Genomic DNA, 19,684 nt, shown 5'->3' with positions numbered 1-19,684 from the left:
AACAGGTACGAATGATCAATATCTCCAAATTTTTTCACCAGGACGGCACCGAGAGTATTAAAAAAACACTGCCCCTGGTGCCCCTGAGAGATATGGTGCTCTTCCCCCACACCACCACATCGGTGTTTGTGGGCAGGGAAAAGTCCATCAACGCCCTGTCAGAGGCCATGGCCCAGGACAAAAAGATATTTCTCACCACCCAGAAAGATCCTGAAGTTCTTAAACCCAATATCCAGGACATCTTCCAGGTCGGAACCGAAGCCAAGATCACCCAGCTTCTCAGGTTGCCCGACGGCACGGTCAAGGCCCTGGTTGAGGGGTGCGAACGGGGAAAAATCGTTAAACTGAGCGATGAAAATAATCTGCTGATGGTGGAGTATATCCCGGTTCCGGAAAAGCCCCTGCCCCAGGATGTGGCAGAGGCGGCCAAGCGGACCGTGGAAGAGGCTTTTCAGCAGTATTCCACCATGTCCGGTGCCGTATCCAAGAGTTTTTTCAAAAGCCTGGAAGCCCTGGAACCCCATGAATCAAGATACTCCGATACCATTGCCTCCCAATTGCCCTTTAAGGTGGCGGACAAGCAGCGCCTCCTGGAATGCGGCGATATTGAGGAGCGGTACTTTCTTTTACTCAAGCTGATCCAAAAAGAGACCCAGGTTTTTTCCATGTCCCAGAAGATCAAGGGCCGGGTTAAGGAGCAGATGGAAAAGCTCCAGAAACGCCATTACCTCAATGAGCAGATGAGGGCCATTAAAAAGGAGATGGGCGAGGATCCGGGGTCCGGTGAATTTCAGGACCTGGAGAAGAAGATAAGAAAAAAGCGGATGTCCAAAGAGGCGGCCGGGGTGGTCAGAAAAGAGCTGGAAAAGCTCAAAATGATGTCCCCCATGTCCTCGGAAGCCACGGTGGTCAGGAACTACATTGACTGGCTCATTGCCCTTCCCTGGTTCAGAAAAAGCCGGTCCAAGATCGATTTGAAAATGGCCGAGGCCATCCTGGAAAGGGATCATTACGGGCTGGAAAAACCCAAGGAAAGAATCCTTGAGTACCTGGCCGTTCAAAAACTGGTGAAAAGGATCAAGGGCCCTATCCTCTGTCTGGTGGGGCCTCCGGGTGTGGGCAAGACCTCTTTGGTCCGGTCCGTGGCATCGGCCACGGGACGCTCCTTTACCCGGATATCCCTGGGGGGGGTCCGGGATGAGGCGGAAATCCGGGGCCACAGAAGAACCTATGTGGGCGCCATGCCCGGTAAGCTGATCCAGACCCTGAAAAAAGTGGGGTACAATAATCCTGTATTCTGTCTGGACGAAATCGATAAGATGACCTCGGATTTCAGGGGAGATCCTTCCTCTGCCCTTCTGGAGGCGCTGGACCCCGAGCAGAACAGGAACTTTAACGACCACTACGTGGAAGTGGATTACGATCTGTCCGAGATTCTATTCATCACCACGGCCAATACCCTGTACGATATTCCGGCCCCCCTGCGGGACCGGATGGAGATCATACAGATCCCGGGGTATACAGAGTATGAAAAAGTAAAAATCGCCACCGGGTATCTCATCCCCAAGCAGCTCAAAGAAAACGGTCTGGACGAATCCGATGTCCTGTTCTCCAAGAATGCCGTGCACGGCATTATCAAGGGCTATACAAAAGAGGCCGGGGTCAGGAACCTGGAAAGGGAGATATCGTCGGTTTTAAGAAAAATAGCCACAAAAATCGTCAGGACGGACAAGCGCAAGCTTTGCCATATCACCGCCGTAAACCTGCATAAATATCTGGGACAGGTCCGTTTTCGGGACAGTGCCCTTGAAAAGGACAATAAAACCGGTATTGTGACCGGTCTTGCCTGGACCCAGGCCGGAGGCGAACTGCTGACCATTGAGGCGGTGACCATGCCGGGCAAGGGAAATGTCATGGTTACGGGAAAGCTGGGAGATGTCATGAAAGAGTCTTCCCAGGCCGCCGTGTCCTATGTCAGGTCCAGAAGCAAAATCCTGGGGATCAAGGAAGACTTTTACAAGGATCTGGATATCCATATCCATGTGCCCGAAGGGGCCATCCCCAAGGACGGGCCGTCTGCCGGCATTGCCATGTGCACGGCCGTGGTTTCCATTCTCACGGGAAAACCCGTGGACCGGAACGTGGCCATGACCGGAGAGATCACCCTCAGGGGAAGGGTGTTGCCCATCGGCGGGGTTAAGGAAAAACTCCTGGCAGCCCACGCCAACGGGATTAAAAAGGTCCTGGTTTCAGGGGAGAACAAAAAGGATATCCATGAGATCCCCAATGCCATCCAGAAGCAGCTTGAAATTGTATTTGTCGACGATATGGCCCAGGTCCTGGAAAACGCCCTGGTGGAGTAGAACCGGATCCGGCCGGAAAGGGATGATTCTTATCCCTCGAGCATGGAGAGAAACTCCGACATGGCCGAAATCTCATCCTTTACCGCAATCTTTCTTCTGATCTGAACCACCCTTTCATGTTCTTCCCTGTCCATGAGCAGGTCTTCCTTCCGGGTTCCGGATTTGTTGATATTGATGGCCGGCCAGATCCTCTGTTCGGCACATTCCCTGGAAAGAAAAAGGTCCATATTGCCGGTTCCCTTGAACTCCTGGAAGATGATATCGTCCATCCTGGAGCCCGTGTCCACGAGAATGGTGGCGACAATGGTCAGGGAGCCTCCGTTTTCCAGTTTCCTGGCTGCCCCGAATATCTTTCTGGGAAATTCCATGGCATTGGCGCCCAGGCCTCCGGTCATGGTTTTGCCGTGACTGTCCGTATCCGCGTTAAAGGCCCGGGTCATCCGGGTAAGGGAGTCAATGAAAACAACGGCGTCCTGCCCGATCTCCGCGCATCGGATGGCCGTATGCATGGCAAGCCGGGTCATCCTCATGTGCTGGCCGATCTGCTGGTCCGCCGAAGAATATAGAACATTGGCCTGGGTAAGGGCTCTCTGGAAGTCGGTCACCTCTTCGGGACGTTCATCCACAAGAAGGATAAATACCTTGGCATCGGGATGGTTTAATACGATGGAATTGGCCATGTGGCTCAAAAGGGTTGTCTTGCCGGATTTGGGGGGAGAAATGATCAGGCCCCTCTGGCCCATGCCGATGGGAACAATCATATCCAGGGCCCTGCCGGTGAGATCATCCTCATTCTGGGTCAGGTAATACCGTTCATGGGGGTTGATGCTGGTCTGTTCCTGGAGCATGGGAATGGCGTTAAAATCTTCAGGAGAGAGATGATTGATGGTCTCAACGACGTTCAGGGCCAGATTCGGGTTGCTGGGGCCTTTTTTCTCCCCATACCCTTGAATAAAGCTTCCTTCACGCAGATTCAGCTTTCGGATAAGTGTGTTTGAAACATAGGGGTTTTCAGGCCGGGGTTGAAAATTATCTTCAATATCCCGTAAAAATCCAAACCCTTTGTCCATTATCTCCAGGTATCCCTGAATCGGTTCCATGTCAACTCCTATCAAAATAAAATTTTTAACGATAAAAACGACTTAAGGATTAGCTGTTTTTTCCAGGGACTGAGTGTCTCGGAAGAAAAGAAAAGATAGTCCTGTTTCAAATTTTATCGGATATTATGATCTTTAAGAATATAACATGTAAATCTGATTCTTGCAAGCCGGTGCGGAAGAATCGATGATTCAGCCCCTTCTTTTTTCAAATCGGATCCGGCAAATCCTCCGGTCGGATTCAAAGGGTCCCTGGTTTCGGGACAAGCTTTTTGCGCCTTATTCGGATTAATTTTTAAAACCGGAATTTCTCTTAAAATTTGCTTGACACCCAAAATGATTGCTGGTATAAAGGCTTCTGTTTTTCGGGCGATTAACTCAGTTGGGAGAGTGCAACCCTTACAAGGTTGAAGTCGCAGGTTCAAGCCCTGCATCGCCCACCAGAAAGCAGCAGGATACGGGGGTGTAGTTCAGTTGGTTAGAACGCTTGCCTGTCACGCAAGAGGCCGCGAGTTCGAGTCTCGTCACTCCCGCCACCATAAAGCAAAAGGCTTTTCAGATGATTCTGAAAAGCCTTTTGCTTTATGGATCTAATCCAGGCGGGTGAAGCAGGGGGCGGTACGGGGAATCTTTGTGATGAAGACATCAGGTAAATTCATCGATTCCGATCCCGCCGGATCAAATTCTTATCTTTTCGCTCTCAGTTCCTCTATTATGGCCTGCCCCATTTCCTTTGTGTTGACAGGCTTTGCGGAAGGTCCGGCAAGGTCCGCTGTGAGGATCCCATTTTCCAGAACTCTGGAAATGGCTTTTTCAATAGCATCGGCCGCCTCTGCGTATCCAAAGGTGTACCTGAGCATCATGGCTCCGGACAGGATCTGGGCGATGGGGTTGGCAATGCCCTTTCCGGCAATATCCGGAGCAGATCCTCCGGCGGGTTCATATAGGCCGAATTTATCCTCGTTGAGGCTGGCCGAGGCGAGAAGTCCCATTGAGCCCGTGATCATGGCGCATTCATCTGAAATGATGTCCCCGAACATATTGCCGCAGAGGAGCACATCAAATTGTCTGGGGTTTCTCACCAGCTGCATGGTGGCATTGTCGACGTAGATATGGTTCAGTTCCACGTCCGGGTACTTTTTGGCAATTTCAGTGACCACTTCCCTCCAGAGCACCATGGAGAAGAGAACATTGGCCTTGTCCACCGAGGTGACCTTCTTTTTTCTCAATCGGGCCGCCTCAAAGGCCATCCTGGCAATCCGTTCGATTTCAAACCGGGTATAGACCATGGTGTCAAAGGCCTTTTCTTCTTTTCCCGACCCTTCCCTTCCCTTGGGCTCCCCAAAGTAGATTCCCCCGGTCAGTTCACGGATACAGAGGATATCAAATCCGTCCCGGACGATCTCGGGTTTCAGGGGGGATGCCGAGGCCAGGCTGGGGAAGACCTTGGCCGGTCTGAGGTTGCAGTATAGGTTAAATGTCTTTCTCAGGGGCAGCAGGGCGCCTCTTTCGGGCTGTTGTTCCGGCGGCAGATTTTCCCATTTGGGTCCGCCCACAGAACCGAATAAAATGGCATCGCTTTCCCGGCATAGATCCAGGGTGGCATCGGGAAGGGCTTTTCCGTGACTGTCAATGGCAGCTCCGCCCACATCGGCAAACTGGTATTCCATCCTAAAATCGAAAAGGGTTCCGGCGGTTTCAAGGATATTCACGGCCTGGGCCATGACCTCGGGTCCGATTCCGTCACCCGGCAGTACAGCTATCTTGTTCAAGTCGATCTCCTTGTTTATTATGGTTGGCCGTTATTCTATAGTAAATGAATAATTATGCAATCATTTTTTAAGTTATCATTAATTAAGTTTAACTATACTGGATTCATTTTTATGTAAAAGAGTCTTCCCATATGCCAGGGATGGGATGAAAATCCCGGATGTAATGGAGAGGCAAGACAAACCTGTCATTCCTTATACTGGCGGGGAAAAGGCGAGCGAAAAGGAATTAAAAATAAAAAACCAAGGCGGTTTTCTGCCTTGGTAAATGGGGTGTAAAGAAAGGGTCAGACCCTCATCACCCGGGTAGCGGATAGCCCTTTATCATTTTCCTGAATTTCAAACTCCACGGTCTCTCCCTCGGAAAGGGTCTTGAAACCGGTCATTTCAATGGCTGAATAGTGGACAAATACATCTTCACCATCTTCCTGTTCAATAAACCCAAAGCCTTTTTTCGAATTGAACCATTTGATCTTTCCTTGCATCAAAACCAGCCCTCCCTCTGAAGTTTTTAGTTCTCCTCATGAGATCTGCCTTTTAAATCGGAGTAAATATTTTCTCCGGATAATATCTAATTGCCTTATTATCGAATTTTAAAAAAAGCAAGAAAAAAAAGGAGGCTGACAACTCAGCCTCCTTTTTGTGGGTTTGAAACCGGTTTTACTTTAGCTTATCTTCTATTTCCATATTCTGCATAGGACATGGCCACCAGTCTGTAGACCAGGTGAGCCATTTTTGAAAAGGGCAGGAATGCAAACAGATTGAAAATGGCGATCAGATGCACCCAGTAGATGAAATATGAGACATACTCCAAATGGGCCAGACGGGCCATTTCAGTCAGCAGACCGGTGAGTCCCAGGATAAAGACCACTCCCAGGATAAACCAGTCTTTATACGCCGTGACCTGGTCTTTGTTGTCCAGCCTGTTTTTGATCATGATCCCCGACCCGATCACCAGAGCCACACCGGCGATGTTGGCCAGCCACTTGATGGGGTTGAGCTGGGGATAGGGCCCGGGATAATTGCCCAGGTAAAGCATCATTCCGCAAACAGCGGTAACAATGAAAAGCCCGATAAAAGAATAAAGCACCATCATGTGCGGGGTGGCCCTTTCCTTGTTGGCTTCACATTCATTGAATTTTTCATGCTTGAGTACCGTGGGAATGACCCGGAAAAAGGCCTGAACCAATGCCTTGTAATCCACGGATGTCTTGTCTGTTTTACCTTCCAGCACGGCATTGTTGTGAATATCGTCAATGAACCGTTTCAGGGCCAGCAGGAAAACAATGGTAACGAGTCCTGCCGTGGGTATGAAAGTCATATCCACAAACCAGGTGGATACGAAGTTGGCATGGGCGATGACATGTTCTACACCTTCATGGGCGTGGGACCAGTTAAGCCGGCCCCCAAGACCGCCCCCGAAAAGGGCGTTGAAGATCTTGGTCATGGTGTCGCCGAAGTTCATGGTGATAAAGGCCAGGATGGCAAACCAGACGGCGGGAATCCCGATGAGAAAGGGCAGTTTTTTGGGATCGTTTACAGCCTTGGCCAGGGCCTTGGGAGTGGCATATTCGGTAATGGCTGCAGATCTGACCGCGGACAATACGTCACCGGGAGCCGCGCCTCTGGGGCACAGATCGGTACAGTCGCCGCATTGATGGCAAAGCCAGATATCCCCGTTGCCGATGAGTTTATCTTTCAGGCCCCAGGATGCGGCGATCATTTCCTTTCTCGGGAAAGGACTGTCTTCGGGTGCAATGGGACAGGCAACGGAACAGGTGGCGCATTGAAAACATTTTTTCAATGTTTCTCCACCCAGGCCCCTTACCTGGGCAATAAACCCCAGATCCGGTTGAGCAATATATTTTTCAGACATATTTACATACCTCCATATGGTTGTTTCGGTATACGATGATTAAAATCCTTTGAACGGGTTCGGACCCAGGTCTTCGACTTCTTCAACAAAGGCATTGATAATTTCAGGGAGTTTATCATATTCGTCAATGGCAATTTCTGCAAAGGCCACGCGCTCTTCTTCAAGGGCCAGACTTGCCAGGGCATCCCCGATTTTCTTTACCCGGACTTCAGCGAGTTCAGATCCTTTGACAAAGTGGCACTGGTAGTCGTCGCCGTGCTTGCATCCGATGAGGATAACACCGTCCATACCCTGGGCCAGAGCATCCTTGATCCAGATGGTATTTACCGAACCCAGGCAGCGTACCGGAATGAACCTGACATTGGGAGAATAGTCAATCCGGTTCATTCCCACCATATCCAGGGCAGGAAAGGCATCGTTTTCGCAGATCAGGGCCAGGAACCGTAAAGGCGGCTCGTCAAAGTCGTCCTCGGAGGGGACGCCCACGGCCTTTACCTGGGAACCGATACTGTCAATGGAGTAATCGGCAAAGGAGATGATTCTTTCAGGGCAGGCACCCATGCAGGTACCGCAGCGGCGGCATCGTGTGGGATTGGCCTTGGGAGTTCCCTTTTCATCGTCATCCAGGGCGCCGAATGGACATTCAACCGTACATCTCTTGCACTGGGTGCATCTCTGGAAAAAGAATTCCGGGTAAGTCATGTCCCCGGAGCGCGGATGAACCGCCATGCCCCGGTTGGCGCTTTCAATGCACTGGATGGCCTTGAGTGCAGCTCCGGAAGCATCTTCAACGGACTCTTCAATGGTCATGGCCCGCCGGACGGCACCGGCCGCGTAAATACCGGTTCTCTGGGTTTCATAGGGGAAGCAGATATAGTTGGAGTCGGCATACTGGCCAAAGATATCATTGTCCCTGAAACCGGGGCCCTGGCGGTAGGCCAGGTTAACAATGGGATCATCCTTGGTGGCAGGCACCATGCCTCCGGCCACAACCACCAGGTCGGCCTGAATGGCCAGATTCTCGCCCAGGAGGGTATTGGTTGCATTTACCGCCAGTCCGTTTCCCTGGCTGGCAACTTCGGTCACCGCCCCTTTGGTCATGAAAATCCCGTCGTCCTGCTGCATGCTCTTGTAAAAGTTTTCCTGGAGTCCCGGGGTTCTCATGTGCTGGTAGATCACATAGGCTTTTCCATCCGCATAATCTTCCCGGACGTATTTGGCCTGCTTCAGGGCCACCTGGCTGGTAACCGAACCGGCATACTCGAAATCCGCATCATCTTCGTCCTTGCCGGGGGACTGGATAAAGACCACGTTCTTGGCCTCTTTCCCGTCGGACGGGCGGACGATTTTGCCCCTGGCTGCAATCTCCTCAAATTCGTGGTTGGTAATCACGTCGGGCAGATCAATTCCCAGGTGTTCAAAGGCCTCCCCTTCCAGGGTGGCGGGGCGCCATCCGGCAGCCAGGACAACGGCTCCGTAAAGTTCGCCCTTGGGATCCAGCTGGAGGATGTCTTCCCGGCCCTCGTTGTATTCAAGATACTTTGCATGGGCGGTTTCCGCATCCAGTTCCTTGCCGCTTTCATCCACAAGCATCTCTTCTGGAAGGGGGAAGGGTACGTCAAAGGGAATCTTTTCACCCGGTTTTTTGAAGGTCACGGTGAACTCTCCGGGCTGACCGGCGATACGGGCCACTTCGCAGTTGGTCCTCACCTCGATATTGGAAAAGGTCCCGATTTCCTGGATCATGGAATCCACCACAGGGGCCTGGAGAGACTCAAACGGTTCTGCCACAGGCATCTGGCTTCTGAGCTTGGCAGCATAACCGCCCAGGGCTTCGGTCTTTTCGACGATGGTGACCTCATAGCCGGTTTTGGCTGCGTCCAAAGCCGCTGCCATACCGGTGACGCCTCCGCCCAGAACCAGGATCTTTTTGGAAAAGGACTCTGTCTTGTAGGCCTCGGGCAGCTTTACTTTTTCAACCCGGATCATGCTCATTTTGATATAGTCTTCCGCCTTCATCTGGACGACATCAAAATGTTCTTCGTCTTCCTTTTGTTCTTCGGTAAGGGCCGGGTAGGTTTCCCTTGAGTGGGGCCATACCACGCCTTCCCTCAGGTTTGTCCTCTCGACAATGCAGCCGGGGAAATTGAAAGTATCAAAGTTGACCCTTCTGGAACAGGCTCCGATGACCATGGTATTGACCTTGCCGTCATCGATGTCCTTCTGGATCAGATCCACACCTTCTTTGGAGCACAGGAAGGGATGGGTGGTGCAGTTAACTCCCTCTTCATCCGGAACATCCACCAGGGCTTCCATGTCGAGGGTATCTCCGATTCCACAGCCTGTGCAGATATATACGCCGTATTTTTTATCCATGGTTTTCGCTACCTCCTTACAAGGGTCTGAATGGCTTTGAGAGCCATGCCGGTGGCATTCTGGTTAGATGTAACAACATCGGCCGGCTTGTTGGCACAGCCTGCTGCGAACATGCCGCCTTTGGAAAAGTCATTCACGATAAAGCCTTCTTCGTTATAGGTCAGGTCTGCGGCAGGTTTATCCACCGCGGCCGTGGGCTGCATGCCCGTGGCCAGCACAAGCATGTCCACGGTCTGTCTGACCTTGTCACCGGTAATGGTGTCTTCGGCGACCAGGTTGATGTTCCCGGTACCGGCTTCTTCGCTGACTTCGGCCACCTTCCCCTTAATAAAAAAGATGTTTTCGTCTTCTTTGAGTTTGGCATAAAAGTTTTCATACTTTCTGCCCGGGGATCTCAGGTCGATATAGTAGATATAGATCTTGGCATCCGGGTACTGGGCCCTCAGATATGTGGCATGCTTCAGGGAAGCCATGCAGCAGATATAGGAGCAGTAGGACAGATGGTTTTCATCCCGGGAACCAGCACATTGGGCAAAGGCGATGGTTTCAGGTTCCTTGTCATCCGAGGGACGAAGGATCTTGCCTCCGGTGGGACCGTTAAGGGAGGCCAGCCTTTCCAGCATCATATTGGTGACGACGTTCTGATAGCGGCCAAATCCCAGGTTGTCGATCTTTGTGGCGTCATAGGGCTGCCAGCCGGTGTTCCAGACAATGGCTCCGACCTTGAGATCAAAGGTCTTTTCTTCCATGTCAAAATCAACGGCATCGTATTTACAGGCCTCTTTAACTTTTTCACGGTCATCGGTGCTCATGGCCGGATCCATAACATACCTCTGGGGGAATGCCATGTTATGGGGCAGGTAGGCGGCCTTTCTTCTGTCCATGCCAAAATTGAACTCATTGGAAATTTCAGTTTCACAGACCGCAGCACATTCTCCGCAGGCCGTACAATTTTCATTGACATACCTTGGAGCGGTCCTGACACTTACCGTGTAATCCCCGGGAGCGCCTTCCACCTTCTGTACTTCAGACAGGGTGAATACCTTGATGTTCTTGTTGTCCTTGATTCTTCTGTAGTTGATCTCCAGTCCGCATGTGGGCGGGCAGAGTTTGGGGAAGTAGTGTTTGAGCTGGGTGACTCTTCCGCCAAGGGATGCTTCCTTTTCCACAAGGAAGACCTCATACCCCACTTCGGCAGCTTCCAGGGCAGTTGTAAGGCCGCTGATTCCACCACCAACCACCATAATGCTTCCTGTCATCGGGGCTGAATTATCTGTTGTCATGCTGTCCCTCCGTGCATTTGAGTTATATGTAATCGTTATTATGTTATTGGTAACATGCCTTTTTCCAGGCACCCTCTCTCCTATTTTCTAATGACATCAACCACTTGAAAAGCCCTTCTGACAGGCCCGGTTCATATCCTTACAAAAGAGGAGACAGGAAGAAGTCCCAAAAAAAGACCTATAATCTGAAAAAACCCCCAGGTGCTGGTAGGCCAGCACCTGGAGGTTAATAACGCTCAGAATCGTACTTTAAGGTCGATCTTCAACGCTAGTCGGAGATAATCTTGACATACGGTTCTTTTTTCAGAGTCCATTCGTTGGTCTCTTTGTTGTATGATGAGTTGGTAAAGCAGAACCACTCGTCGTCATTCTGACCCATGAAGTCGCCTCTGTAGTAGAAACCAGGGTATCTTGATTCTTCACGGAACTGGATGTGACGGGTATGGGCCTGAACCGTGTAGAGACGATGGGTGATTTCCCATGCTCTCATCAGTTCATGCAGGTCACCGGCGGCAATTTTCTCAAGGTCTTCACGGAACATTTCAAACAGTTCCATGAGGATCTCAAGGTTTTTACCGGAAGTCATGTAGAAGGTTCCGGTACCTGCACCGTACTCATTGGTCATCTTCATAAGACGCATGGCCATGCCGGCAGGTTTGCAGTAATTCGGGTTAACGTCAGTGGCCGTTGTGTAATCACAATGGTCAAGGTAGTTTCTGACCGGTTTGTAAACCATGTCAACCAGTTCCTGATCGGTTTCTTTGAAACCGCTAACCTTGTCGCCTTCGGCTTTCAGGTACTGAAGCATGGACTTGGCAATGATACGGCCTTCAGCATGGGAGCCGGAAGAGAACTTATGACCGGAGCAGCCAACGCCGTCACCGGCAGTAAACAGACCCTTGACAGTGGTCATTCTGTTGTAACCCCATTTGTAGCTGTCAGGGACCCAGTCTTCTTCGGGACCGGAGCACCAGAGACCGCAGCAGCCGGAGTGGGAACCCAGCAGGTAGGGCTCGGTGGGCATGATTTCAGAGTCTTTTTTCTCAGGCTCTGTGTTGGTGGCGCACCAGAGGCCGGCCTGGCCAACGGACATGTCAAGGAAATCTTCCCAGGCTTCTGATTCAAGATGCTTGAGCTCTTTCTTGCTCATGGTTTCACCCAGAGCGGCCAGGGCTTTTGAGGTTTCCATGATGATGGGACCGCGGCCTTCTTTGTACTCTTTCATCATGAGATGGTTTCTCAGGCAGGTGGGAGTAACAGCAGCTGTTCCGTAAGGAGCATATTTTTCAAGCTCTGCTTTGGCATCATCGGAACCGGCATAGTTTTCACCGATGCCGTTAACGGTTTTGGCTTTAAAGAGAAGGAACCATGCACCAACAGGTCCGTAACCATCTTTAAAACGAGCCGGGGTGAAACGGTTTTCCATCATGGAAAGTTCGGCACCTGCTCTAAGAGCCATGGTATAAGTGGAACCAGCGTTCCATACGGGATACCATGCACGGCCTTTACCTTCAGCAACGGAACGGGGCTGGTAAATATTAACCGCGCCACCGCAGGCAACCATCATCACCTTTGCGTTGATGATGTAAACCTTGTTTTCACGTACGGAGAAACCGACTGCGCCGGCAACTCTTGAAGGATCGTCCTTGTCGTTGAGAAGTTCAACGATGAAGCATCTTTCAAGGATGTTTTCTTCGCCAAGGGCTTTTTTACCGGCTTCGGCGACGATTCTCTTGTAAGACTCACCGTTGATCATGATCTGCCATTTACCGGTACGGACCGGAGTGGCGCCGCCTTTAAGGGTACCGGCTTTCATTCCCTGTTTACCGTTGAGGTTTTTACCGTCATCGGTTTTTTTCCATACGGGAAGTCCCCATTCTTCGAAAAGATGAACTGAATCGTCAACGTGACGGCCCAGGTCAAAGATCAGGTCTTCACGAACGATACCCATAAGGTCGTTTCTGACCATACGGACATAATCTTCGGGTTTGTTTTCACCGATATAGGTGTTGATTGCAGACAGACCCTGGGCGACTGCGCCGGACCTTTCCAGGGCGGCTTTGTCGCAGAGCAGGATCTTTGTGTCGTCATCTGCCCATTTTTTGATCTCAAATGCAGTTCCGCAGGCAGCCATACCGCCACCGATGATCAGAACATCAACGTCTCTTTTCTCAACCTCAGGATCTCTAACAGCTTTGAGTTCTCCGACAGGTTTGTTAGGTAATGCCATTATATACCTCCAAAATTTTTAAAATAAAGTATCAAATAAAGATTTACGTATAAACTTATGCCAGCTCGGTGGGAGCCTTCAGTTCATAACCGTCTGCCTCTTCAGTGGAGAGCAGGCCGCTGTTAAGATCTTTACCTTTGAGGTCATCATAAGAGTTGGCCTCACCTTCGGGAGTGGTTCTGATGGGGAACTTAAAGCGTTTTACAACGCCGTTTCTAAACTTACAGGTCCACATCACATCCTCGGTACCCATCATGGGCACAACAGAAGCTCCCATGGGTACAAAGTCGGAGTATCCTCTGACTTCAATGGCCTGGGAAGGACAAATTTTTACGCAAGAATAGCATTCCCAGCACTGATCGGGTTCCTGGTTGTATGCTTTCATTTCGTTGGGATCAAGAACCATCAGGTCATTGGGGCAGATGTACATACATGCTGTTTTGTCCCCACCTTTGCAGCCGTCACATTTTTCTGCAATTACAAAAGATGGCATTTAAAATACCTCCATAAATTAAGTTAATCAAATTGCACAATACCGTTGTGCTGTTATCTTCTTTATAAATCTGTCTGGATCTGACACTTTCCAGACTGTGTGTTCTTTTAAGCAAATTTATGTACCATAATTAAAAATTCACTCATGGTGCAATGAATGAACAAACGGTACAGGCTCCGCATAAATGTTATGGAAATAGCACCCTCCCAAGGTTTTTGTCAAGAAAATTTGAAAAAAAAGATTTATCAATTCATTCAATTATATTGATGAACTTTCCCTCCACAATATATACTAAATTAATCTAAATTCGCCACCAGATATGGTGAGGCCGGAGCCGGGAAAATCATCTGGTAAAATGGGTGGTTTGCTGGTAATTTAAGGGGCAATTTGTTTGATCCGGATAGTATAATTTGGAATGGCAGATATAAAAAAGGAAAGTGATTGATGAGTGAAGATATGATCCCCTTGGGAATCAATGATCCCATGGAGTTTGGCTGCGGGGCGGAAAATCCCTGCTTTAACGAATGCTGCAGGGATTTGAACCAGGCCCTGACCCCCTATGATATCCTGAGGATGAAGAAGGCTTTGAAAATCAGTTCCCACTCTTTTTTAAGGGAATACACTTCAATGCACATCGGTCCGGAAACAGGTCTGCCCGTGGTGGAATTCAAACCCAATCCGGCCACGGGTCATGCCTGCCCCTTTGTCACTGAGAAGGGCTGTTCCGTCTATGAAGACCGGCCCGGATCCTGTCGGCTTTATCCCCTGGCCCGGGCCATTGCCAGAGACAGGGCCACGGGTGAAATCCGTGAGTATTTTGCTCTGATCAAGGAAGACCATTGTAAAGGGTTCGGCAAAAAAGAGGGCAGGACCGTGGGGAAGTGGCTTGAGGGTCAGCATGTGGGAGACCACAACCGGCAGAACGACAAGCTCATGGAATTGATCAGCCTCAAAAATCAGATCATGCCGGGAAGGCTGGAAGGGGCGGAATCCGACATTTTCTACCTGGCCCTCTACAACCTGGATGAGTTCAGGGATAAAATCCAAAATCAGGGTCTTCTGAAAGACCTGGTCCTGCCCCGGGATTTTGCGGAAAAGATAGCGGCCGATGATACCGCGCTCCTGGACTTCGGCATTGCCTGGGTAAAACACCGGCTCTTCGGCCGGGAGCTTAGATTCTGATCATGGATATTCAGGGAAAAATCGCCCTGGTGCTGGGGGCGGTCAAGGGGATTGGCAGGGGGATCGGACTGGCCCTGGCAGGGCAGGGTGCCTGCCTGGTCCTCACCCGCCATGACTGGGAAGATTCTTTCAATGAAATGGACCGGGTGTTTCAGGCCTCGGGAGCGACCCACCATATTCTGAAGGCCGACCTGAGGAATCCGGAGGAGATCCGTTCCCTGGCCCGGTTTATCCGGGAGAGGTACGGACGCCTGGATATTCTGATCAACAATATTGAACGCGGCGGATGGCCCACGGTTCACGGGGCCTATACCGAAGACCAGTGGGACCTGGAAATTGAAACCACCCTCAAGGCCAAACGCTGGGTTTTTGATGAGATGCTGCCCTTGCTCAGGTGCTCTGATGAGGCCGTTGTCATCAATATTTCATCCATTGCCGGATTGGTGGGAAGGACCGGACCGGCTGCCCTGGTTTTCAATGACGGGTATGCAGCCGCCAACCGGGGGATTCAGACGCTTACGGAAACCTGGGCCAGGATGGGAGCTCCCGGGATACGGGTAAACGAACTCATGCTCGGGATTTTTGAAACCCGCCACGGCCAAGGGACAAGGGGATGGCAAGAGGTCCTCACGGACATTGAGAAAAAATCTCTTGTTGATCATACCCTGGCCGGCCGGACCGGCCGCATTTCAGATGTGGTCAAAGCAGTCAACTTTATCATTAAGGACGCCCCCTATATGACCGGGACGGTTCTCCGCCTGGATGGCGGCTTTATCCTGGCCGGAGAAAGGGTTCCGCCCATGCCCAAGGGGATTGTCTGAGTCAAAGGCTGACGGATGTTTTTTTGTCAGCCGGATCGTCCCCCGGGCTTTTGTCTGCCCCTGAATTTTTGTCAAGGCGGGCAAGGGGATGAACACCCTGAATCTGCCGGCGGAAAATTGAAAAAAACAGGAAGATCAATTTTTTTGAAGGATATAGAATTCAGCCTCCCGCCCGGTACCGCCTATTTGTCCCGGACATGGGAGATGCCCCATTCATCCGGATAGAAAAGGAGGTAGGTCATTTGGTAACCCTAAGACAGCTTGAATTGTTTCTTTCCCTGGTAAAAACGCCCCATCTAAGCCAGGTTGCAAAAGATCACGGATTGACCCAATCTGCTGTTTCCATGTCCATCAAGGCCCTTGAGGAAACCCTGGGCAAGCCTCTGTTTGACCGGATTCATAAACGGCTGGTGGTCAACGAGAATGGCCGGTATTTTTACAGGATGGTGGATCCCCTCGTTTTCAGCCTCCGGGAAAGTGAAATGATGTTCAGGGATCAGGACCTGCTGGGGGATATCAAAGTCGGCGCCTCTTCTTCCATTGCCAACTATATCCTGCCCCAGATCATCTATGAGTTTGCGGAGAAATACGGAGGGGTGAGACTGGAAAAAATCACCGGAAATACAGAAGAAATCGCAAAACTCATTGAGGTTGGGGATGTGGATATCGGTTTTGTGGAAGCGGATTACAACAGCAGCGAGATTGAGCGTGAGGTTCTTGGGCTGGATGAACTTTACGTGGTGACCGGGGATAAGGATCTCGTCAGAGAAGCCGAGTACAATATGGAAGAGCTGCTGTCAAAACGGTGGATTTTCAGGGAGGAAGGATCCGGGACCCGGGAGGTATTTCTCTATTACATGGAAAAGTATAAAAAGAGGTTCAAACCTTTTTTGGAAGTCGGACACACAGAAGCGGTAAAATCAGTGCTGCAGAACAAGGGGGCGGTCAGCTGCCTTTCCAGAATATCGGTAATGAACGAACTCAATGCCGGCCAGTTGTTCCGTCTCAGGATAAAGGATTTCAAGTTTACCCGTTCCTTTTATACCATCTGGCATAAGAATAAATATTTCAGCTCAGTGCTCAAGAAGTTTCTTTACTATACAAAAGAGCGGTATGAAACCGTATATGAACGCCAGTCACATATCCATTGAGGTCAGAGGCTGTATCCGCCGGTTTTCTACCCTTTGAAGCCCTTGATCCTCAGCGAGTTCCCCACCACGGTCAAAGAGGAAAGCCACATGGCGATGGAGGCCAGTTCTGGTTTCAGGGTCAGGCCGAATGCCGGATAGAGCAGGCCTGCGGCAACCGGGATCATCAGTACATTGTAGAAAAAAGCCCAGAAGAAATTCTGCTTGATCACGGTCAGGGTCTTTTTCCCCAGACGGATGGCCGTGTCCACGTCCAGGGGATTGTTCTTCACCAGGACCACCTCTCCGGTCTCTTTGGCCACGTCGGTTCCGGATCCGATGGCAATGCCGATATCTGCCTGGGCCAGGGCAGGAGCGTCGTTGATCCCGTCTCCCACCATGCCGACCCTATATCCCTTTTGTTGATATTTTTTTACTTGGTTGATCTTGTCTTCCGGCAGGACCTGGGCCTCCACCTGTTCAATACCGGCCTGGTCTGCGGCAAACCGGGCAGAGGAAAGGGTGTCGCCGGAGATCAGGGCGGTCCTTATGCCGGCTTTGTGGAGCCGGGATACGGCCTGCCCGGCCTCGGGCCTGAGGGGATCTGAAAGGGCAATGAGCCCCCTGACAACTTTGTCCAGGGAGACAAATACCAGGGACTGCCCCTGGTCGGCCAGTTCAGCGGCCTTTTGCTCAAGGGCCGGGTCGATTCTGTCTTCGGCAAACCGCTTTCCCGCTTTCAGGGGAAGGCCGTCCAGGAGGCAGACAACCCCCTGGCCGCTGATTTCCCGGCTGTCCCGGGTTTCTTGAATCTTGGCCCCTGTTTCTTTGGCTTTTTTCAGGACAGATCCGGCCAGGGGATGGGATGAGTTGATCTCGGCACTTGCCGCCAGGGACAAGAGTTCGTCACCGGTTCCGTCCGGGAGCGGATAGATTCCGGTGACCTGGGGTCTGCCCCGGGTCAGGGTCCCGGTCTTGTCAAACAATACCATATCCAGTTTGGAGATGTTTTCCAGCACAGACCCCCTTTTAAAAAGGATTCCCCTTTTGAGGCCGACTCCCGAGCCCACCATGATGGCCGTGGGCGTGGCAAGGCCCAGGGCGCAGGGGCAGGCAATGACCAGGACGGCGATCATCCGCTCAAAGGAAAAGAGAAACCGGTCTGCCTGGGCAAGATCGGAGTAAAAATACCAATAGCCGAAACTGGCCAGGGCCGCCAGAACCACTGCAGGGACAAACACATTGGAGACCCGGTCGGCCAGCCTCTGGATGGGGGCCTTGTCGGCCTGGGCATCTTCCACCATTTTAACGATTCCGGCCAGCAGGGTGTCCTTCCCGGTTTTCAGGGTCTCAAGGACAAGGGTGCCGGACTGGTTGATGGTGCCCCCGGTGACAGGTTCTCCCTTAGATTTTTCCACGGGCAGGGACTCCCCGGTGATCATGGATTCATCCACAAAGGTCTGGCCTTGGAGGATGAGCCCGTCCACCGGGATCTTTTCTCCGGCCAAAACCTTTATCCGGTCCCCGACCCGGACCAGGGCAGGGGAAATTTCCTCTTCCACGCCTTTTTCCCGGATGATCCTGGCCTTATCCGGGTTCAGGGCCAGAAGCTCTTTCAATGCCTGCCCGGTTTTTCCCTTGGCCCGGTTCTCCAGCATTTTTCCCAATAAAATAAAGGTGATGATCATGGCGGAACTGTCAAAATAGGCCATGGCCGAAGGATCGAGAAAGAAGAGGGAGTAGACCGAATAAAAATAGGCTGCAGATATCCCCAGGGAGATGAGGACATCCATGTTGGCGGTTCTGTTTTTCAGGGAATAATAGGCCCCCTGGTAAAAGGCAATTCCTGAAACCCCCTGGACCAGGCTGGCCAGGACAAAGAGGATGGAGTTGGTCACGGTCATGGAAAAGAATCCGGCCTGCATGATCACCATCATGGGAATGGTGATCCCCAGGGCAAAGTAAAATCTAAAGCTTTCCTTTCCCTGGGGCAAAGAGTCTTCTCCGGTTTCTTCTATGGCCTTGTACCCGGCCCCATTGACAATACCGAATATTTCTTTTTCATCCAGCAGATCCGGGTTATAGGAGACAAATCCTTTTTCAAGGGGCAGGTTGATGGTTGAGCTCTCAACCCCCTCCACCCCCCTAAAGGCCTTTTCTATGGCCAGGGCGCAGTTGGCGCAGCTCATTCCCTGGATTCCAAAGGAGACCTCGGACAGGTTCTTCCCCCCTGGTGAATCTTTTTCCCCTGAATCTTCAGGCTCGGTTTTCTCCTCTTCAACGGGGACAAGGGAGTATCCCTCATCCAGGATAATGGAGCCAAGGGTCTTCAGATCAGTCAGCCGGCTGTCAAAAACGACTTCCACCCGGTTGTCCCCATGGGAAGCCGAGGCCTCTTCAACCCCGCGGCTTTCGGTCAGGGCCTTGGTTACCGCCCCTTCACAATGGGAACACATCATCCCGTATACCTTTATCTCTTCTTGCTGGATCATGGCTCTTCTATGATTTTCTATTTTTGAACGGTTTTATACCCAAGTTCGTTGATGCCCTGGACAATGTCCTTGATCTCACTGCCTTCTTTGCAGTTGAATTCAGCCTTTTTCCCTTCCAGGTCGACAACGACCTTTGAAATTTCCGGTCTGGATTCGAGAAATTTTTGAACCCGTCCCGAACAATGGTGGCAGGTCATGCCTTCAATGCTTAATGTGACTTCCATGGTTTTTTTCCTTTATTTATTTGAGTATTTAAACAGGGTTTCAATGAGTTCATCGATCTTTGCCTGACCCTGGCCCTTTTGAATGGCATCGGTAACACAGGATTCCACATGGCGTTTCATGATGATCTTGGCCACGCCGTGGAGGGCCTTTTCCGCAGCGGTAATCTGATTGACAATGTCAATGCAGTATTTTTCATTCTCAATCATCCGGGCGATGCCCCTGATCTGGCCTTCAATTTTTTTCAGCCGGCTCAGGGACGCTTTTTTGACCTCTTCATTGACCATGGGGTTCTCCTAAGAACAGGTTTATTATACCATACCCCTGTAGGGTATAATAAAAGATAAATCAGG

Annotated in this window: 15 protein-coding genes and 2 tRNA genes; 6 read left to right on the top strand and 11 right to left on the bottom strand. The window is 51.0% G+C overall.

Going from position 1 to position 19,684, the window contains the following annotated elements; translation table 11 throughout:
* The first annotated feature begins 11 nt into the window (after positions 1-11).
* Positions 12-2,363, top strand: coding sequence for an endopeptidase La (gene lon / locus F608_RS0108900; RefSeq protein ID WP_022665281.1), 2,352 nt, complete (start codon positions 12-14; stop codon positions 2,361-2,363).
* 29 nt (positions 2,364-2,392) lie between these two features.
* On the opposite strand, the gene rho is transcribed toward lon, so the two are convergent.
* Complete coding sequence (rho, locus tag F608_RS0108895; RefSeq protein WP_022665280.1) at positions 2,393-3,463, bottom strand: transcription termination factor Rho; 1,071 nt, start codon at positions 3,461-3,463, stop codon at positions 2,393-2,395.
* Between the two features lie 364 nt (positions 3,464-3,827).
* Between rho and F608_RS0108885 the strand changes: the two genes are divergently transcribed.
* Both F608_RS0108885 and F608_RS0108880 read left to right on the top strand, forming a co-directional pair.
* A tRNA-Val gene (locus F608_RS0108885) sits at positions 3,828-3,903 on the top strand.
* Positions 3,904-3,919: 16 nt separating this feature from the next.
* Positions 3,920-3,996 (top strand) — tRNA-Asp (locus tag F608_RS0108880).
* 150 nt (positions 3,997-4,146) lie between these two features.
* On the opposite strand, the gene leuB is transcribed toward F608_RS0108880, so the two are convergent.
* The 7 genes from leuB to aprB all read right to left on the bottom strand — a co-directional run bounded on the left by leuB (position 4,147) and on the right by aprB (position 13,487).
* Positions 4,147-5,232, bottom strand: a complete 1,086-nt coding sequence (gene leuB / locus F608_RS0108875; protein WP_022665278.1) for a 3-isopropylmalate dehydrogenase — start codon at positions 5,230-5,232, stop codon at positions 4,147-4,149.
* A gap of 284 nt (positions 5,233-5,516) precedes the next feature.
* Positions 5,517-5,717, bottom strand: coding sequence for a cold-shock protein (locus F608_RS0108865; protein ID WP_244154259.1), 201 nt, complete (start codon positions 5,715-5,717; stop codon positions 5,517-5,519).
* Positions 5,718-5,899: 182 nt separating this feature from the next.
* The gene (qmoC, locus tag F608_RS0108860; RefSeq protein WP_022665275.1) at positions 5,900-7,105 is read right to left on the bottom strand and encodes a quinone-interacting membrane-bound oxidoreductase complex subunit QmoC; all 1,206 of its coding nucleotides are present in this window, start codon (positions 7,103-7,105) and stop codon (positions 5,900-5,902) included.
* 39 nt (positions 7,106-7,144) lie between these two features.
* Positions 7,145-9,481, bottom strand: coding sequence for an FAD-dependent oxidoreductase (locus tag F608_RS0108855; RefSeq protein ID WP_022665274.1), 2,337 nt, complete (start codon positions 9,479-9,481; stop codon positions 7,145-7,147).
* A gap of 8 nt (positions 9,482-9,489) precedes the next feature.
* A complete protein-coding gene (locus tag F608_RS0108850; RefSeq protein WP_022665273.1) occupies positions 9,490-10,764 on the bottom strand; it encodes a CoB--CoM heterodisulfide reductase iron-sulfur subunit A family protein in 1,275 nt (424 codons plus the stop codon).
* Positions 10,765-11,032: 268 nt separating this feature from the next.
* The gene (aprA, locus tag F608_RS0108845; RefSeq protein ID WP_022665272.1) at positions 11,033-12,994 is read right to left on the bottom strand and encodes an adenylyl-sulfate reductase subunit alpha; all 1,962 of its coding nucleotides are present in this window, start codon (positions 12,992-12,994) and stop codon (positions 11,033-11,035) included.
* Between the two features lie 55 nt (positions 12,995-13,049).
* On the bottom strand, positions 13,050-13,487 hold the full coding sequence (gene aprB / locus F608_RS0108840) for an adenylyl-sulfate reductase subunit beta (protein ID WP_022665271.1): 438 nt from the start codon (positions 13,485-13,487) through the stop codon (positions 13,050-13,052).
* A 444-nt stretch (positions 13,488-13,931) separates the two neighbouring features.
* Here aprB and F608_RS0108835 point away from each other — a divergent pair, with 444 nt between their 5' ends.
* From F608_RS0108835 to F608_RS0108820, 3 genes are all read left to right on the top strand, one after another.
* Positions 13,932-14,669: a YkgJ family cysteine cluster protein gene (locus F608_RS0108835; protein ID WP_022665270.1), complete on the top strand. Its 738-nt coding sequence runs from the start codon at positions 13,932-13,934 to the stop codon at positions 14,667-14,669.
* A 2-nt stretch (positions 14,670-14,671) separates the two neighbouring features.
* The gene (locus F608_RS0108830; protein WP_022665269.1) at positions 14,672-15,490 is read left to right on the top strand and encodes an SDR family NAD(P)-dependent oxidoreductase; all 819 of its coding nucleotides are present in this window, start codon (positions 14,672-14,674) and stop codon (positions 15,488-15,490) included.
* A 242-nt stretch (positions 15,491-15,732) separates the two neighbouring features.
* Positions 15,733-16,641 (top strand): LysR substrate-binding domain-containing protein, encoded by a 909-nt coding sequence (locus F608_RS0108820; protein ID WP_022665267.1) that lies wholly within the window; start codon positions 15,733-15,735, stop codon positions 16,639-16,641.
* Between the two features lie 26 nt (positions 16,642-16,667).
* Here the strand turns inward: F608_RS0108820 and F608_RS0108815 are convergent, their stop codons facing one another.
* From F608_RS0108815 to F608_RS0108805, 3 genes are read right to left on the bottom strand one after another with little or no spacing between them, the layout of a single operon-like run.
* Positions 16,668-19,109: a heavy metal translocating P-type ATPase gene (locus tag F608_RS0108815; RefSeq protein WP_022665266.1), complete on the bottom strand. Its 2,442-nt coding sequence runs from the start codon at positions 19,107-19,109 to the stop codon at positions 16,668-16,670.
* 17 nt (positions 19,110-19,126) lie between these two features.
* Positions 19,127-19,333 carry a heavy-metal-associated domain-containing protein gene (locus F608_RS0108810; protein WP_022665265.1) on the bottom strand — a complete coding sequence of 69 codons (207 nt, stop codon included), beginning with the start codon at positions 19,331-19,333 and terminating at the stop codon, positions 19,127-19,129.
* A gap of 12 nt (positions 19,334-19,345) precedes the next feature.
* Complete coding sequence (locus F608_RS0108805) at positions 19,346-19,618, bottom strand: metal-sensitive transcriptional regulator (protein WP_022665264.1); 273 nt, start codon at positions 19,616-19,618, stop codon at positions 19,346-19,348.
* Positions 19,619-19,684: the final 66 nt, after the last annotated feature.

The organism is Desulfospira joergensenii DSM 10085, from assembly GCF_000420085.1.
GTDB classification, from domain to species: Bacteria; Desulfobacterota; Desulfobacteria; order Desulfobacterales; family Desulfobacteraceae; genus Desulfospira; species Desulfospira joergensenii.
Note: the sequence above shows the minus strand (reverse complement) of the source record. Positions and strands in the feature narration are given on the sequence as shown.

Excerpts from the sequence above, each read along its gene's own strand:
- lon (WP_022665281.1), top strand. The coding sequence starts at position 12 with ATGATCAATATCTCCAAATTTTTTCACCAGGACGGCACCGAGAGTATT.
- rho (WP_022665280.1), bottom strand. The coding sequence starts at position 3,463 with ATGGAACCGATTCAGGGATACCTGGAGATAATGGACAAAGGGTTTGGA.
- qmoC (WP_022665275.1), bottom strand. The coding sequence starts at position 7,105 with ATGTCTGAAAAATATATTGCTCAACCGGATCTGGGGTTTATTGCCCAG.
- F608_RS0108855 (WP_022665274.1), bottom strand. The coding sequence starts at position 9,481 with ATGGATAAAAAATACGGCGTATATATCTGCACAGGCTGTGGAATCGGA.
- F608_RS0108850 (WP_022665273.1), bottom strand. The coding sequence starts at position 10,764 with ATGACAACAGATAATTCAGCCCCGATGACAGGAAGCATTATGGTGGTT.
- aprA (WP_022665272.1), bottom strand. The coding sequence starts at position 12,994 with ATGGCATTACCTAACAAACCTGTCGGAGAACTCAAAGCTGTTAGAGAT.
- aprB (WP_022665271.1), bottom strand. The coding sequence starts at position 13,487 with ATGCCATCTTTTGTAATTGCAGAAAAATGTGACGGCTGCAAAGGTGGG.
- F608_RS0108835 (WP_022665270.1), top strand. The coding sequence starts at position 13,932 with ATGAGTGAAGATATGATCCCCTTGGGAATCAATGATCCCATGGAGTTT.
- F608_RS0108830 (WP_022665269.1), top strand. The coding sequence starts at position 14,672 with ATGGATATTCAGGGAAAAATCGCCCTGGTGCTGGGGGCGGTCAAGGGG.
- F608_RS0108815 (WP_022665266.1), bottom strand. The coding sequence starts at position 19,109 with ATGATCCAGCAAGAAGAGATAAAGGTATACGGGATGATGTGTTCCCAT.
- F608_RS0108810 (WP_022665265.1), bottom strand. The coding sequence starts at position 19,333 with ATGGAAGTCACATTAAGCATTGAAGGCATGACCTGCCACCATTGTTCG.
- F608_RS0108805 (WP_022665264.1), bottom strand. The coding sequence starts at position 19,618 with ATGGTCAATGAAGAGGTCAAAAAAGCGTCCCTGAGCCGGCTGAAAAAA.